This is a genomic window from Niveispirillum sp. GW835-FHT14G11 (assembly GCF_058793615.1).
In genome coordinates this window covers 77,017-92,157 of record NZ_JBXAFZ010000012.1, presented here as the reverse complement: position 1 = coordinate 92,157, position 15,141 = coordinate 77,017, and the positions used below count along the sequence as shown (strand labels likewise).

Genomic DNA, 15,141 nt, shown 5'->3' with positions numbered 1-15,141 from the left:
CCTTGAAGAGCGACCGTACCAATAAGTGTCAGGGCCTCGGCGCCTCAATCCGCCATGTCCACCCGGATCGCCACCATCTCCTGCCGGTTGTCCAGGAACAGCTTGGCCAGGTTCGGGTCCAGATGGCTGCCGGCCACGTCGCCGATATAGGCCAGGGCCTTGTCCATGGGCCACGGGTCCTTGTAGGGCCGGTGCGACAGCAGCGCGTCGAACACATCGCAGACGGCGACCAGCCGGCCCGACAGCGGGATATCATCGCCGGCCAGCGCGTGAGGATAGCCGCTGCCATCCCATTTCTCATGATGGGTCAGCGCCACCTCCGACGCCAGGTCCAGCAATGGCATCCCGCTATCGGCCAGAATCTGCGAACCCAGGGTGCAATGGCTCTTCATGACGGCCCATTCGTCGGGGTCCAGCTTCCCAGGCTTCAGCAGTACGCGGTCGGGAATGCCGATCTTGCCGATATCATGCAGCGGGGCGGCGGCGGCCAGCCGTTCGGCGAAATCCTGCCCCTCGCCCGCCAGTTCGGCCAGCCGTGACGACAGGCGGCCGATACGGGCGACATGGCGGCCCGTATCCTCGTCCCGGAACTCCCCGGCATTGCACAGGCGATGGATGATCTCTGCCCGCGTCCGTTCCAGTTCCGCCGTGCGTTCGCGCACCAGCTGTTCCAGCCGCTTGGACTGTGCCCGCTGGCCGCGGTGCAGCATGTGCAGGCGCAGCAGGTTGCGGGCGCGGATCAGCAGTTCCCAGTCGGTGAAGGGCTTCAGCACATAGTCGATGGCGCCCATCTCCAGCGCCCGGCGGCGGTTGGCGGCAATGTCATGCGCAGTGATGATCAGAATGGGCGGAACCTCGTCTCCCAGCAGGTCCGTCAGTTCCGCCATGAACCCCGGTCCATCCAGGCCCGGCATGCAATAATCCAGCAAAATCAGATCCGGCGGCGCCAGCCTGCAGAGTTTCAGACCCTCCCGCGGATCAGTCGTCGCCGATATATGTGCCAGCCCTGCACGTCGCAATGTGCAGATGAGATAGTCTACACTGATCTGCATGTCGTCAATGACAAGAACGCGCGCAGAAGAGAGGTTACTATCGGCAATCTGTGTACCTAGATATCCCATCCTTCAATCTCCAGCGGGGGAGAAGATCAGGAATGAACCAGTTCATACACCCTGTCGCTGGTATTTTGTCTCCGTAGACAACCCAAGCATATTTGCTGCGGTGAAGCATGAACATGGAATCATTGCTCGCCACCTTATCCTGCATCGGCCCGTCTTTCAAATGGGTTGTCATCACCTAAAGTTCATACTACTCCTCGGCCGATGCCGGGCAGGAGATATAGGCCTGCATACAGTATCAGGCAGATCGTCTTCCCGTCACGGATGCCGCCATCGTTGATCCGGGCCAAGGCCTCGTCGATGCCGATCTCCAGCACGCTGATATCCTCTCCCTCCTCGACATTGCCGCCGCCATGGCCCTGGCGATCGGCCGGGTGATAGGGGGCGGCGAAGAAATGCAGCCGTTCGGTCACCGATCCCGGGCTCATGAAAGCGTCGAACAGGCGCTGCGGCGGGCCGATGACATAGCCCGTCTCCTCCGCCAGTTCCTGGCGGATGCGGTCGGCGGGGTCGGCGCCCTCCAGCAGGCCGGCCGGCGCCTCCGTCAGCAGATCGTCATGACCATTGACGAAGGCCGGAAAGCGGAACTGCCGCGTCAGCACGACGGTACGGCGGTCTGGGTCGTACAGCAGAATGGTGGCGCCATTGCCGCGATCATAGGTCTCCCGGCTCAGGCTCTGCCAGGTGCCGTCGGCGCGGCGATAATCGAACCGCGTCTTCTTCAGCACATACCAGTCGTCGGACAGCAGGGTCACGTCCTGGATGCGGACACGATCGGCGATGGACATCGGTGATCTCCAGATAGATTTCGCGCATTATCGTGCAAAATCGTGCAGAGTCACGTATATTCGCGTGAGATGATTGGGGGCGAGGATGCTGACGCGGCAGCGCAAGGCGATGATCCTGTCGACGCTGAGGCGCGACGGACAGGTGGTGGCGAAGGATTTCGCACAGGCATTGGGCCTGTCGGAGGATACGGTGCGCCGCGACCTGCGGGAGATGGCGGCCGAGGGGCTGTTGCAGCGGGTGCATGGCGGGGCGCTGCCGGCCTCACCCGCCATCGCCGATCTGGCGGCCAAGCGCACCCAGTCACCCGATGCCAAGCGGACGCTGGGCCTGGCGGCGGCACGGATGATCCGGCCGGGGCAGCTGGTGTTCGTGGATGGGGGCACGACATGTCTGGAACTGGTGCGTGCCCTGCCCTGGGAGTTGCGCGCCATGGTGGTCACCCACAGCCCCACCATCGCCACGGCCCTGATCGACCATCCGTCGGTGGAGGTGGCGCTGCTGGGGGGGCGGCTGTTCAAGCATTCCGGCGTCTGCGTCGGCGCCCAGGTGATCGATGGTATCCGCCGTTTCCAGGCCGATCTTTATGTCATGGGGGTCACGGGCGTGCATGCCGGTCTGGGCCTGACCACCGGCGACATGGAGGAGGCGGATGTGAAGCGCGCCCTGTCGGTGGCCGCCGCCGAAACCCTGGTGCTGGCCACACCGGAGAAGATCGGGGCGGCGTCCCCGCACATCATCGGGCCCGTCACCATGATGCAGACGCTGATGGTGGCGGGCGAGTTGGGGGAGGGGGTTCTGGTGCCGTTCCGTGCGGTCGGTGTGGGGGTGGTAAGGGCGTCGGACTGATTATGCCTCGTCAGCTGCATCTACCGCCGGGGTGCCACCGCGGAAGCCCATGGCCACCAGATAGGTCTCTGAGCTGTCCTGACGGCTGGCGGCCGGCTTGGCGTGGCGGACATTGGTGAAGTCCTTCTTCATCTGGGCCAGCAGCCCGCGTTCCGCCCCGCCCTGGAACAGCTTGCAGATGAAGGCACCGCCGGGTGCCAGCACTTCGGTGGCGAATTCATAGGCCATCTCGGCCAGCCCCATGATGCGCAGATGGTCGGTCTGGGTATGGCCGGTGGTGTTGGCGGCCATGTCCGACATCACGATGTCGGCCGGGCCCTGCAACAGGGCCTTCAGCCGCGCCGGAGCCTCTGGAAGGGTGAAATCCATCTGGAAGGTGGTGGCGCCGGTCACGGGCTCCATCTCCAACAGGTCGATGCCAATCACCAGGCCGGTGCCGCCCTTGTCGGACTTGGACCGGTCCACAGCGATCTGGGTCCAGCCACCCGGCGCCGCCCCCAGATCCACGATGCGCTGGCCCCGCTTCAGGAAGCCGAACTTCTCATCCAGCTGCAACAGCTTGAAGGCGGCCCGGCTGCGGAAGCCGCGCTTCTTGGCCTCCACCACATAGGGATCGTTCAACTGCCGTTCCAGCCAGCGGGCCGACGACACCGTCCGCTTCTTGGCGGTCTTCACGCGCACGGCCTGATTACGGCCGGTGGGGATGTTGCCGGAGGACTTGGTCATGGGGAAACGCCATTGAACGGGGAACAAGCGGTCACCATCGCCGGAACCGGCCGGAGTGGCAAGCGGCGGCTTGGCAACCCAGCCCCTATCCGCGTCTCCGACGATGGCGCGCGGTGGCGGCCAGTTCGCACAGGATCCCCTCGCGCACGCCGCGATCGGCAATGCGCAGCTGCTGCACCGGCCATTGCCGCCAGATGGCGTCCAGGATGGCGCAGCCGGCCACCACCAGATCAGCACGATCGCGGCCGACGCAGGGCTGTCCGGCCCGACCCATGTAATCCAGGCCCAGCAAGGTTTCCGAGATCGACCGCGCCTTGTCCCGGTCCAGGAAGGCGCCATCGACACGGCTTCGGTCATAACGGACCAGGCCCATCTGGATGCCGGCCAGGGTGGTGACGGTGCCCGATGCGCCCAGCATCTGCACACGTCCATCCTCCACGGCCATGGTGATGCCGTTGCGCGCGTCGAAATCCCCCAGGCCCTCGGCCATCCGGTCCATCATGCGGCGATAGTCCAGTGGGCAGACCCGGTCGCCGCCATAGGTCTCCGTCAGATTGACGACACCCAGCGGCACGGAGATCTGGTCAATCACCCGCGGCCGGCCGCGCACCAGCTCCGTCCAGATCAACTCCGTCGATCCGCCGCCGATATCGAAGACCAGGGCATAGGGGACGGTGGCATCCAGCAGGGGGGAGACGCCGGCCAAGGCCAGCCGCGCCTCCTCCTTGGTGCTGATGATCTCGATATCCAGGCCGGTTTCGTCCTGCACGCGCCCCAGGAACTCGTCGCAATTATCGGCACGGCGACAAGCCTCGGTTCCCACGGCGCGCAGCAGGCTGACGCCGCGCCGTTCCATCTTGGACCGGCAGACCTTCAGCGCCTGCACCGTGCGCGACATGGCGTCGTCGCACAGCCTGTCGCTGCGCGTCAGCCCCTCACCCAGGCGCACGATGCGGGAAAAGGCGTCGATGACCCGGAACCCCTCGCGGCAGGGTTTGGCGATCAGCAGCCGGCAATTGTTGGTTCCCAGATCAAGGGCGGCCAGCACCGGCGCACGGCTGGCGCAGGCGGCGTCCGGGGCGGGGGCTGTCGCCCCACCCGGTACCGGGTCGATCCCGGTTCTGCCTGCCGCACCATTATCCACGTCGCCTGATCCTTAAGACTTGCTGCCTGTTCCGTCCTGCAACGAATATGGGTGATGTTCGCACGTTCGTCACCCTATCGTAACCGATGCCTGCCCGCCCGCAAGCGCCGTTCAAGCAGCCCATCCCTCTGGCGGGCACTTGTTGGCGGTGGACGGGCGCGTTGCCGACCCTTGATGCGTTTTTTTGTGAAGAAAGGGGTTCACAACCTGAAAACCCGATGCTATAAGCCCGCCCACCCCGACGGCGGGTCGCGAACGAAACCGCGGAATGCTGTACGGATGGGGGATCGTCTAACGGTAGGACAGCGGACTCTGACTCCGCCAGTCTAGGTTCGAATCCTAGTCCCCCAGCCAACCTCTCCAAGCATTGATCGTGAAGCGTTTCGCCCCCGCCGACGGCGTCAGGCGATGTGAGGGGCAGCGGCTGCGGTGGTGACTGCTGACAGGAAGAGATTGACCACCCTGTCTGCATCGACCTCGACACAGATCCGATGCCGCCCCATCGGATCGGGGACCAACCGGGTGCGCCCGGCTTCCGGTCCATCCACCGTGACGGCCACCCGTCCGGACCGATAGGTGAAGAGATCGGGTGCGGCCAGCAGGGCCAGGGCGGCGACGTCATGCAGGCAGCATCCGTCCACGCCGTCAAATCGTGCATAGGCGGCCGCGTAGAAGCGCGAAAGATCCCACAGCAACGCGCCCGTCCCACCAGCCCGCCGCAGATCGGTGGCGCGGGCGGTGGACAGGATGCATCGGGCGGTGACGTCCAAACCGACCAGCGTTACCCGCCAGGGTGCTGACAGCACGATCGCGGCGGCGTGGGGGTCGTTATGGATGTTCGCCTCGGCTGTCGGTGTCACATTGCCCCAGCGTCCATCCGTGCCGAAGGCGCCGCCCATCACCACCACCTCTTCCACCAGCTCGGCGATGGTGGGGTCCAAACGCAGGGCCAGGGCCAGATTGGTCAAGGGGCCGATGGCCAGCACGGTCACACGCTGCGGATGGGCCCGGACCAGGGAAGCGATGATCTCGGCTGCGTCCGGGCTTCCGGCCGGGAATGCCGGCATCGCTGGCGGCACGATATCGCCCAGGCCGTGATGACCATGCACATGTGGTGCGCCGGAGCCCCGCGGCCGCACCAGGGGGGTGGAGGCCCCCCGGTACAGCGGCACGTCCAACCCCAGTTGCCGGCACAGATAGGCGGCATTGCGGGTCGTTGTCTCGACATCGGCATTGCCGAACACTGTGGTGATGGCCAGCAGGTCCAGGGCCGGCAGGCCCGCCAGCATGGCCATGGCAAAGGCGTCGTCGATGCCGGGGTCGGTATCCAGGATCAGCTTGCGTTGTGTCATCACCGGGGCTTCACCCATAGACGGCGCGGCACACCGCCTCGCACCGGGCAAGGTCGAAGCGGCCTTCCCGGCGTACGCCCGATTCCATATCGATCCAGAAATCGGCCGGTGCCGGCGGGTTCAGCGCGGTCAGCAGGCCCGCGACATTGTCGGGATTGATCCCGCCGGAATAGCCACAGAAGGGCGAGACTGCGGCTGGCAGTGCCGGCCAGGAGCCGGGCTGGCGCCCCGTTCCGAACGAGACATCGTACAGCCAGTCCACTTGTCCGTCGGCGGGAAAAGGACCGCCACATTGCAGGACGGCGCGGATGCCGTGGCGGCGGGCATAGTGTCCGGTGGCCGCCACCTGATCGGGGCTGGCGCCGTTGAAGCCATGATTGACCTGGACGCGACGGAAACCCGCCGGATCGAACCGGGCCCTGTCGGGATTGGCAACGATCTCCTGTGCCAGGGGGCCGCAGACATGGGCGGCCAACCGCAAGCCCGATGCCAGAAAGGCACCACAGGTCGCCGCATCCGGGAACAGTGGCGTTCCTGCCCGCGCCGGATCGACCAGCACCCCCCATTCCACTGGATATCGCGCCGACAGGGTCCGCATGCCGGGCAACAGGCCCGCATCGTCGATCCCGGTGAAAGCAATGAAAAGAGGGCAGGCCATGGCGGTTGTTCCGATCTGAAGACCCGCGCAGAATGGTTAAATGAAACGTTTAAGTCAATATTCATTCGTGATATCGAAATCGTGTGGGATGGGGAGGAGTGGAATGGCGACAGTGGTGATCTGCGGCTTTGCCACGGTGGACTATGTCGTGCAGGCGGCCGCGCGCTTCATGGGACAGGGCACGGTGGCGATGCGCATGCCACCGGATGGCGAATGGCCGCGGCCCGGTGGCGCGGTGCTGTATGCCGGACGGCAAATGGCAGCGGCGGGGCATCGCACCTTGCCGCTGACCTGGATTGGGGGCGATCAGGATGGCGCCTGTTACCGGCGGGCGGTGGTGGTGGCGGGGATGGAACCGGCCGGTATCGCTATTGTGCCGGACACCCAGACCACCCGATGCCTGATGATCTATGATCCGGGAGGGGACCATGGCTGCCTGCTGCGGGCTGGAGAGGCGATCCTGTCTGACGGGCAGCAGGACCTGCTGAAGGGGGCGGATACGCTGGTGCTGACCGCTGGCCCGGTGGATGCCGGCCGGGCCCTGCTGGCGGCCCTGCCCGATACGGCCCGTCTAGCCTGGATCGTGAAGCCGGACCCGTCATGCTTTCCCCCGGATCTGGCGCGGACCCTCACCCGACGGGCAGACTGGCTGTTCTGCAACGCGTCGGAACGGCTCTGGCTGGAGGCGCATCGCCAGCCTGGCCGGGCGGGACAGGTTCTGTTCGAGACGCGTGGCGGCGATGGGGTGGTGGTGGAAGATGGCAACAGCACCGTCCTGCTGCCGGTGCAGCCGCTGCTGGTGACTGACCCGACCGGCGCCGGCGACAGTTTTGCCGGGGCGGCCTTGGCCGCCCTGCTGGACGGGGCCGCACCTGTCGCGGCGGCCCGCCGGGGTATGGCTGCCGCCGCCGACCTGCTGTGCCGGCGCGGCTGATCTCAGCCCAGCAACAGTCCCATCAGGGTTCCCGTCATGCAGGTGGTCAGGAAGGCCGCCAGCAGCGCCTTGAAGCCCAGTTGCACCACATCACCCACCTTCTCCGGCGCCATGGAGGAAAGTGAGCCGATCAGGATGGCGACGGAGCCGATATTGCCGAAGGAACAGAGCGCATAGGTCAGCATCAGCACCGTCTTGGGCGTCAGCAGGTCGGGCGGCAGCGCCATCATATCGGCATAGGCCACCACCTCATTGCTGATCAGCTTGGTGCCCAGCAATGCCGCCGCCGGCTCGATATCGGCCAGCGGCACGCCCATCAGCCAGGTGACGGGCGCCAGCAGCTTGCCCAGGATCAGGGCCAGCGTCACCGGCTGTTCCCCCAGCGGCAGCAGCGCCAGCCCCTTGTTCACCAGCGCGATCAGCGAGACGAAGACGATCAGCAGCCCGGTAATGTTCACCGCCATCCTGATCGCCTGCAAGGTGCCCATGGTCAGGGCCTCCAGGCTGGATCGGTAATGCAGGTCGAGCGCCAGCGGTTCCCGCACGGCGCCGTCATCGTCCGGCGGGATGATCACGCGGGCCAGCGCGATGGCCATGGGTGTGGAGATCAGGGAGGCGATCAGCAACTGGCTGAACGCATCCGGCACGCGCGGCGCCAGCAAGGTGCCCAGCAGGATCATCATCGACCCACCGATCACCGACAGGCCGTCGACCATGATGATGAACAGGTCCCCCCGTGACATGCGCGCCAGATAGGGCCGGACCAGCATCGGGGCCTCCACCATGCCCAGGAAGATGCAGGCCGAGGTCGAGACGCCGACCGGCCCGCTGACCCCGAACAGCCGGCCGAAGATCCAGGCGCTGCCCCGGACCAGCCAGATCAGCACCCGCCAATGCCAGAGCAGGGCCGCCAGCCCGCCGACCAGCAGGATGGCGGGCAGGGCCTGCAGCGCGAAGATGAAGGTGGAGGCGCCCGGTTCCGGCCGGAAGGGCAGGGGGGCGCCGCCCAGATAGCCGAACATGAAGCTGGTACCGGCCTGCGTGGCGGACTGCACCGCATCCACCCCATGGGCAATGGCGGCGAAGAAGCCCGTGACCGCCGGCACCTGGGTCAGCAGCAGGGCCAATGCCAGTTGCGTGACCAGCCCCACCAACACGGCCCGCCAGGGGAACCGTCGCCGCGCCTCGGAAAACAGCCAGCACAGGGCGATGAAGCCGGCCATGCCGGCCAGGGCGCGCAGGGTTTCTTCCGCCATGTATGTCTCGATCCGGAGCGGGGCTGGCGGATGCCAGGATGTTGCAGCCTATATCACTTAAACGTTTCATGTAAACATGATCGTATGCAAGCGGTCGGGGTGATGATGAAATATCAATTAAATCATACAGGTAGATTGAAAGGAGGGTGATTGGCGGGGGAGCAGCCGCCCTTGCCTTGTCCGTGGCTGGTGAAGGGGTAGAGGGAGGGATGGCTGAAATAATGAGGGGCTACGTGGTTTTGTCGAGCAGTTGTCAAAAAATCGTTATTGAAAATCGTTATGAAACGTTTCACTTTTAGCGAGCCGCGATCGGCCTGCGCAGCGATCAGATGAAGGGGTATGGAGATGACGAAGCGGATGATCCGGCCATTGTCGGTGGCCCTATGCGCCTTGACGGGCCTTCTGCCCGTGGCCGATCAGGTCCAGGCCCAGGAGACGGTGGAACTGGAGGAGATCGTGGTCACGGCGCAGCGTTTCGGCTCTGGCCTGACCCGCGCTGCCTTTGCGCTGGGGGCAGACGATATCGCCACCCGCCCGCTGGGGGCGGATGTCACGCAAAGCCTGGTCAAGGTGCCGGGTATCCAAGTCTCCACCGGTGACGCGCGCGGCGGCAGCTTCTCTTTCGAGATCTATCTGCGCGGCCTGACCGACGAACAGATTGGCCTGACGCTGGACGGCATCCCCACGGGCGACAGCCGTTTCAATGGCGGGTCGCCGCCGCAGCGCTTCATCGAAAGCAGCAATATCGCCCGCATCAATGTCTCGCAGAGCGCCGGCGATATCGGTGCCCCGTCGCGCTTCGCCCTGGGCGGCTTCATCGATTTCGTCACGGTCAACCCGAAGGCGGAGGCCGGTGTGACCGTGGAGGCGGGTGTCGGTTCCTTTGATTTCCGCCGTCTCTATGGCCGGGTCGATACCGGGGAGGTGGCACCCGGCCTGTCCGCCTATCTCTCCGTCTCCGACCAGCGCAACGACATCTGGGCCGGACGCGAGAGCCGCGACAGCCAGCGCCAGCATGTCGAGTTCAAGGCCGTGAAGCAGTTCGACCAGGGCTCCCGGATCAGCGCCCGCGTCTCCTACAACGACCAGGACGACAATGACTTCAACATCGTGACCCGCAACGAATATCTGGCCGACCGCGACAGCGACCGCGCCAATGATGTCCTGACCGGCATCCCGGCCCGCGATATTGATTTCGGCGGCGCCCTGGGTGGCACGCGTCAGGATTGGCTGGCCTATATCAACACGCATCTGGTGCTGGATGAGGGGCTGAGCCTGTCGATCAATCCCTATTACCAGACCCTGGACGGGGAGAGTTTCCGCTATCAGGACCGCTCCCGCATCCTGACGGGCGGTAATCCCTATGCCGTCACGGGCTATAATGCCAATGGCGGCGCCATCCGGCCGGCCCTGACCACGCTGCGCGACAGCAACCGTGTGGGTGGCCCCGCCGACATGCGCGTCACCCCGCGCGACCGGGAGCGCTATGGCGTCACCACCGAACTGAAGGCCGAAGACCTGATCCAGGGCCATTCGCCGCGCATCGGCCTCTGGTATGAAGGTGGCGACAGCTCGGAGGAGCGGGATTTCTACGCTGTGACCAATCCGGCGACGTCCATCGCCTATGACCGCTCCAAGCTGAACTATGTCGAATATGACCGCCACGCCTCGGTGGAGACGCTGTTCCTTTATGCCCAGGATCAGATGCGGTTTCTGGAGGACAGGCTGAAGCTGGATGTCGGCTTCACCTATTACGACATCACCTATGATGCCCGCTCCCCGCTGGAATACCGGGCCAATCTGAAATTCTCGCAAGAGTCCGGCATCAATCCCAAGCTGGGCCTGTCATATCGTCTGGATGACGCGGTGGAAATCTATGGCGGCTATGCGCAGAATTTCGCTGGCATTCCGGAGGATGCCTTCCTGGGCTCCACCGCCGCCATCAATCCCGGTGATCTGGACCCGGTGGAGACGGAGAATCTGGATATCGGTCTGCGTTATGTGGCGGGTGACAGTGCCTTCTCCCTCCAGGCCTATCTGGTGGACCTGAAGAACAATATCGGCATCGTGCCGCGCGACAGCACCACGCCCCTGGACCCCGATGAGGTGATGCGCGGCAATGTCGCCACCCGTGCGGCCAATACCGCCGGCCAGAAGACGCAGGGCATCGAGGTCACGGGCTACCATGATTTCGGCGATCTGGATCTCTATGCCGCCTATAGCTATCAGCGCGCCAAACATGACAACCCGGCCACGGGCAGTGCTGCGCGCAAGGCCCTGGCGTCGCTCGCCATCATCGGCGGGGCCGATGTGCGCGATATCCCGCGCCATTCCCTTTATGCACAGGCCGGCTGGACTCCGCTGGACGGTCTGCGGCTGGAAGGCAATGGCCGCTATGTCGGGCGGCGTGCCGGCGGCCATATCGTGGCACCGACCACGTTCCAGGAGGCGAGCGTGGAATATCTGGGCGGCTACACCTTGTTCGGCGTTACCGCGCAATATGATCTGGATGCGGTGGGGGTGCCGGGGGTGCGCCTGCAATTCAACGCCGACAACCTGTTCGACAAGCATTATATCGCATCGGTTTCCGGTGCCACGGCCACACAGCCGGAATTCGGCCTGACCAGCGGGCCGGCTGTGCGCACGCTGGACCGGTATTTCATCGGGGCGCCGCGCACCCTGACCTTCTCGGTCCGTGCGGAATTCTGATCGTAGATGGCAGGCCGCTTGGCTATCCTGGCCGTCCATGATCAGCAGCGCGGAAGAACCCATGTCCAAACCTATGCCGGGCCATCGGGCGACCCTGAAGGAGGTGGCGAAGGCGGCCGGCGTCTCCGTGGCCAGTGCCTCCTACGCCATCAACGGTACCGGCTCGGTGGGGGAGCAGACGCGTGAGCATGTGCTGGCCGTGGCGGCCAGGCTGGGCTATCGGCCCAACCAGAATGCCAAGGCCATGAAGACGGGGCGCACCGGCACCATCGGCCTGGTGCTGCCCGACCTGACGAACCCGTTCTTTCCGGCCCTGGCCCAGGCGGTGATCCAGGCGGCGCGGGGCCATGGCTATTCCGTGCTGCTGACCGACACGGAAGGGGAGCCGGAGGCCGAGCGTCACGCCATCGACCTGCTGACCGGGCGTGGGGTTGACGGGCTGGTCTGGTTCCCCATCGCCGATGACGGGACCCTGCCATCGCTGGCTGACAATATTCCCGCTGTCGTGTTGGACCGCGCCTTGGCCGGATATGACGTCATCCAGGCCGATTATGCCGAAGGCGGCCGGCTGGCGGCGGAGCATCTTCTGTCGCTGGGCCACCGGCGGATCGGCGTCATCTCCGGCCCGCATGCCGCCTCCAGCGCGCGGGCGCGGGCCGAGGCCGCCATGGAGGCCATCCGCCGCCAGGGTCAACTTGCCTGGCATGTCCACAACGCCTTTGCCCTGGACCTGGAACCCGCCGTGACAGCGGCGCTGGACAGCGACACGGCCACGGCGGTCATTGCCGGTGCCGATCTGATCGCCATCGGTACTGTCCGCCACCTGCAAGCGCGCGGATTGTCGGTGCCGGGTGATGTTTCGGTGATGGGTTTTGACGATATCCCCTGGGCGCAGCTGAACAGCCCGCCCCTATCCACCATCGAAATGCCAGTGGAGGAAATGGCAGTGGAGGCGGTGGACACCCTGCTGCACCGGATCGCCCATCGTGGGGAGGCACGCCGTCGTGTGGTCTTCAATGTCGCCCTGGTCGCACGCGGTTCCACCGGCCCGGCAGGGCGGACATGAGCGTTTGGCGGCGCCTGCTGATCCTCGCTCCATTTGTCTGGCTGGCGGCATGCGGTACGGCGGGCGATCCGCCATCCGGCCCGGATGTGCGATTCCTGGGCCAATACGACATCCCGTCCGGCCTGGACCTGTCGGCGCTGGGCATGCCGGGTGTTCCCTTCGGCGGCATTTCCGGCATCGACCGTGATCCCGCCACCGGGATTTTCCATCTGATCAGCGACGACCGGTCCCAGCGGGGTCCCGCCCGGTTCCTGACGGCGCGGATCGATGCCGACCTGTCGGGCATTCAGGGGGTGACATTGCTGTCCGCCACACCCTTGCGCGATACCGAAGGACGGACTTTCCCTTCTTCCGGTCCGGGCAGGCCAGCTGTCGATCCGGAATCCATCCGCGTCGATCCGGTGACCGATGGCCGGTTCTGGACCAGCGAGGGGGACCCTGCTGCCGGTGGCGATCCGTTGCTGATGCTGGCTGCCCCCGATGGCGGCCGCAGCACTGCCATACCGCTGCCCCCGACCTGGCATTTCGATCCAGCGGGTCGCACTGGTCCCCGTCCCAACATGACGTTGGAAGGGTTGGCCCTGTTCCCCGATGGCAGCCTGATGCTGGCGATGGAGGGACCGCAGGTCCAGGATGGGCCACTTCCGTCACCCAACCATGGCGCCCTGATCCGCCTGACCCGTCTGACGCGCACTGGCCAGGTGCTGGCGCAATGGGCGTATCCCTTGGACCCCATTCCCAGGCTTCCGGACACTCAGCCCGTCGATAATGGTGTGTCGGAGATCGCCCGGCTGGACGAAAGGCGCTTGTTGGTCCTGGAACGGGCGGGGCTGAAGCGGCCTGACGGAAGCTTCACTTTTGATGTGAGGCTCTATCTGGCTGACCTGACCACCGGTGACGATATCGCCGCCGTTCCCGCATTGACGAATCGGCCGGATGTGCGTCCCATCGCCAAGCGCTTGCTCTTCGCGTCGGGCCATCTGCCCGGCGGCTTTCTGCCCCAAAATCAGGAGGGCATGGTGCTGTTTCCTGATCCGGAGACGGGCCGTCAGTTGTTATTGCTTGTGTCGGATGACAATTTTGAGAGGGACCAGCGCAGCCGGCTGCTGCTTTTCGTGATCGGCGGTGATGCCGGGTAGGTGGGGGCTCCCAGCCACTCCCTTCAAACGCACCCGACCTGGTCGATGCGCCCTTTTCATTTCCGGTCGTTCCCGATCATCCGTGCCAAGGCTGTCACGGCTGCCATCGGGTCCGCCTCATCCTCCGCCACTGTCAGGTCGGGCATCACCGGCAGGGGGCAGCCCTGACCAGAGGGGCGTGTGAACAGCACGTCGGGGACGAAGGCGGCCAGGCCCGTGCCGTCCAGGGCCACGCGCCGCACCCGGCCGGTGCTGCAGGACCGGCCGCCCGTCGGTTGCCCGGCGATGGTGGCGACGCCCTGGTCCTGCATAGCGGTCAGCATCAAGATGGCAGACGAATAGCTGCGCGTGCCGGCCAGTATCCAGGCCCGGCCCGGAATATGGGCGGGATTGTCAGGAGAGGGCTGGTAATAGCGCTTGCCCTCGATCATCTTCACCGTCCCGATCACCTCATCAGGTTTGGCGATAGATTTGTGGAGTTTCAAGGCGGCGCTGGAAAAGGTCCGATAGGGCTTTGTGGCGAAGTAGGGCGCCAGCCCTTCGATCCACAGCTTGTCGTCGCCGCCGGGATTGAAGCGCAGGTCGATGATCACGTCGCGGACACCGGCGGTGCGGAAACGGGCGAAAAGCGCCGCCGTATAGGCACGGAATGCCTCCAGCCCCGCCCCGTCGAAACTGTCGACCCGCAGATAGCCGACATTGCCGGGCAGGATGGTGTCGGCTACCGTGTCGGCGAAGGCCGGTTCCGGGTTGATCGCGGCGGGGATGCTGTCGCGACCGGGCAGGGTGACGGTATCGCCGGGTTCGAAGGTGATCCGGTATTCCGCCCCGCCATCGAACATCAGCCAGTGATAGAGGGCGAACCGGTCCCCGGCCAGGGCACGGCGCAGGGCGGGGCTGTCGCCATGGGTGCGGGCCAGGATGGCGCCGACCATGGCGCTGGCGGGCCGGCCGTCGATGGCGGTCACCAGGGTGCCCGCCGGCCGGCCGGCCACGGGCTTTGCCAGGAGCAGCCGGTCGGCGGTATCGATGCGGATATCGATGGGCAGCAGGCGACCGCCGGCCTGGATGTACTCCGTCAGGCGGGCCATGCGGTCGGGAAAGGCCACCAGCAGGTGCCCGTCGCCGAACAGCGGGTTCAGCCGGGCCAGGGCCCGCCATGCCTCGCGCCGGGTCATCGGGCCCGACAGGTCGGCTGCGATGTTGGCGGCCATGGCGGCGACCGCTTGGCGGTCCATGGTGAAGGCGGGGTCTGGGTGCAGTTCCTCGATCGATGCCAGCACGCGCTTCAGGTCGGCACGTACGGTGTCGGCACTGATGGTCGGCTCGGCAGCCTGCGTGACGGCAGCCCAAAGGGTGGCACTGGCCAGCATGGCAAGCGCTGTGCGTCTCATGGCGGTTCTT

The 15,141-nt window shown here is 65.5% G+C and carries 13 protein-coding genes and 1 tRNA gene; 6 read left to right on the top strand and 8 right to left on the bottom strand.

The genetic code is table 11. The features are described 5' to 3' along the window. Positions 1-44: 44 nt before the first annotated feature. Positions 45-1,121, bottom strand: coding sequence for an HD domain-containing phosphohydrolase (locus tag AC1Q7F_RS21585; RefSeq protein WP_492510604.1), 1,077 nt, complete (start codon positions 1,119-1,121; stop codon positions 45-47). 182 nt (positions 1,122-1,303) lie between these two features. Next, positions 1,304-1,906, bottom strand: coding sequence for an NUDIX domain-containing protein (locus AC1Q7F_RS21580; RefSeq protein ID WP_492510603.1), 603 nt, complete (start codon positions 1,904-1,906; stop codon positions 1,304-1,306). 85 nt (positions 1,907-1,991) lie between these two features. Between AC1Q7F_RS21580 and AC1Q7F_RS21575 the strand changes: the two genes are divergently transcribed. After that, entirely contained in the window at positions 1,992-2,753 is a 762-nt protein-coding gene (locus AC1Q7F_RS21575) for a DeoR/GlpR family DNA-binding transcription regulator (RefSeq protein ID WP_492510602.1), read from the top strand. On the opposite strand, the gene AC1Q7F_RS21570 is transcribed toward AC1Q7F_RS21575, so the two are convergent. Further along, positions 2,754-3,479, bottom strand: a complete 726-nt coding sequence (locus AC1Q7F_RS21570) for an RlmE family RNA methyltransferase (protein WP_492510601.1) — start codon at positions 3,477-3,479, stop codon at positions 2,754-2,756. A gap of 85 nt (positions 3,480-3,564) precedes the next feature. Then, entirely contained in the window at positions 3,565-4,623 is a 1,059-nt protein-coding gene (locus AC1Q7F_RS21565) for a Ppx/GppA phosphatase family protein (RefSeq protein ID WP_492510600.1), read from the bottom strand. Between the two features lie 280 nt (positions 4,624-4,903). Here AC1Q7F_RS21565 and AC1Q7F_RS21560 point away from each other — a divergent pair. Further along, positions 4,904-4,977: transfer RNA gene (locus AC1Q7F_RS21560), tRNA-Gln, on the top strand. A 47-nt stretch (positions 4,978-5,024) separates the two neighbouring features. Here AC1Q7F_RS21560 and AC1Q7F_RS21555 read toward each other — a convergent pair. Together AC1Q7F_RS21555 and AC1Q7F_RS21550 are read right to left on the bottom strand one after the other, a co-directional pair. Next, on the bottom strand, positions 5,025-5,975 hold the full coding sequence (locus AC1Q7F_RS21555; protein WP_492510599.1) for a nucleoside hydrolase: 951 nt from the start codon (positions 5,973-5,975) through the stop codon (positions 5,025-5,027). Positions 5,976-5,985: 10 nt separating this feature from the next. Next, entirely contained in the window at positions 5,986-6,633 is a 648-nt protein-coding gene (locus AC1Q7F_RS21550; protein WP_492510598.1) for a hypothetical protein, read from the bottom strand. 103 nt (positions 6,634-6,736) lie between these two features. Between AC1Q7F_RS21550 and AC1Q7F_RS21545 the strand changes: the two genes are divergently transcribed. After that, entirely contained in the window at positions 6,737-7,567 is an 831-nt protein-coding gene (locus tag AC1Q7F_RS21545) for a carbohydrate kinase family protein (protein ID WP_492510597.1), read from the top strand. 2 nt (positions 7,568-7,569) lie between these two features. Here the strand turns inward: AC1Q7F_RS21545 and AC1Q7F_RS21540 are convergent, their stop codons facing one another. After that, complete coding sequence (locus AC1Q7F_RS21540; protein ID WP_492510596.1) at positions 7,570-8,823, bottom strand: NupC/NupG family nucleoside CNT transporter; 1,254 nt, start codon at positions 8,821-8,823, stop codon at positions 7,570-7,572. Between the two features lie 345 nt (positions 8,824-9,168). Between AC1Q7F_RS21540 and AC1Q7F_RS21535 the strand changes: the two genes are divergently transcribed. The 3 genes from AC1Q7F_RS21535 (at position 9,169) to AC1Q7F_RS21525 (ending at position 13,737) form a co-directional block, all read left to right on the top strand. After that, on the top strand, positions 9,169-11,532 hold the full coding sequence (locus AC1Q7F_RS21535; protein ID WP_492510595.1) for a TonB-dependent receptor: 2,364 nt from the start codon (positions 9,169-9,171) through the stop codon (positions 11,530-11,532). A gap of 61 nt (positions 11,533-11,593) precedes the next feature. Then, positions 11,594-12,598, top strand: coding sequence for a LacI family DNA-binding transcriptional regulator (locus AC1Q7F_RS21530; RefSeq protein WP_492510594.1), 1,005 nt, complete (start codon positions 11,594-11,596; stop codon positions 12,596-12,598). Then, positions 12,595-13,737 carry an esterase-like activity of phytase family protein gene (locus tag AC1Q7F_RS21525; protein ID WP_492510593.1) on the top strand — a complete coding sequence of 381 codons (1,143 nt, stop codon included), beginning with the start codon at positions 12,595-12,597 and terminating at the stop codon, positions 13,735-13,737. The genes AC1Q7F_RS21530 and AC1Q7F_RS21525 overlap by 4 nt, the downstream gene beginning before the upstream one ends. A 56-nt stretch (positions 13,738-13,793) precedes the next feature. Here the strand turns inward: AC1Q7F_RS21525 and AC1Q7F_RS21520 are convergent, their stop codons facing one another. After that, positions 13,794-15,131 (bottom strand): S41 family peptidase, encoded by a 1,338-nt coding sequence (locus AC1Q7F_RS21520; protein WP_492510592.1) that lies wholly within the window; start codon positions 15,129-15,131, stop codon positions 13,794-13,796. Positions 15,132-15,141: the final 10 nt, after the last annotated feature.

What these genes read in the sequence shown, in the direction of transcription:
- AC1Q7F_RS21585 (WP_492510604.1), bottom strand. Translation starts at nt 1,121, where the DNA reads ATGGGATATCTAGGTACACAGATTGCCGATAGTAACCTCTCTTCTGCG.
- AC1Q7F_RS21580 (WP_492510603.1), bottom strand. Translation starts at nt 1,906, where the DNA reads ATGTCCATCGCCGATCGTGTCCGCATCCAGGACGTGACCCTGCTGTCC.
- AC1Q7F_RS21575 (WP_492510602.1), top strand. Translation starts at nt 1,992, where the DNA reads ATGCTGACGCGGCAGCGCAAGGCGATGATCCTGTCGACGCTGAGGCGC.
- AC1Q7F_RS21570 (WP_492510601.1), bottom strand. Translation starts at nt 3,479, where the DNA reads ATGACCAAGTCCTCCGGCAACATCCCCACCGGCCGTAATCAGGCCGTG.
- AC1Q7F_RS21555 (WP_492510599.1), bottom strand. Translation starts at nt 5,975, where the DNA reads ATGACACAACGCAAGCTGATCCTGGATACCGACCCCGGCATCGACGAC.
- AC1Q7F_RS21550 (WP_492510598.1), bottom strand. Translation starts at nt 6,633, where the DNA reads ATGGCCTGCCCTCTTTTCATTGCTTTCACCGGGATCGACGATGCGGGC.
- AC1Q7F_RS21545 (WP_492510597.1), top strand. Translation starts at nt 6,737, where the DNA reads ATGGCGACAGTGGTGATCTGCGGCTTTGCCACGGTGGACTATGTCGTG.
- AC1Q7F_RS21540 (WP_492510596.1), bottom strand. Translation starts at nt 8,823, where the DNA reads ATGGCGGAAGAAACCCTGCGCGCCCTGGCCGGCATGGCCGGCTTCATC.
- AC1Q7F_RS21535 (WP_492510595.1), top strand. Translation starts at nt 9,169, where the DNA reads ATGACGAAGCGGATGATCCGGCCATTGTCGGTGGCCCTATGCGCCTTG.
- AC1Q7F_RS21530 (WP_492510594.1), top strand. Translation starts at nt 11,594, where the DNA reads ATGTCCAAACCTATGCCGGGCCATCGGGCGACCCTGAAGGAGGTGGCG.
- AC1Q7F_RS21525 (WP_492510593.1), top strand. Translation starts at nt 12,595, where the DNA reads ATGAGCGTTTGGCGGCGCCTGCTGATCCTCGCTCCATTTGTCTGGCTG.
- AC1Q7F_RS21520 (WP_492510592.1), bottom strand. Translation starts at nt 15,131, where the DNA reads ATGAGACGCACAGCGCTTGCCATGCTGGCCAGTGCCACCCTTTGGGCT.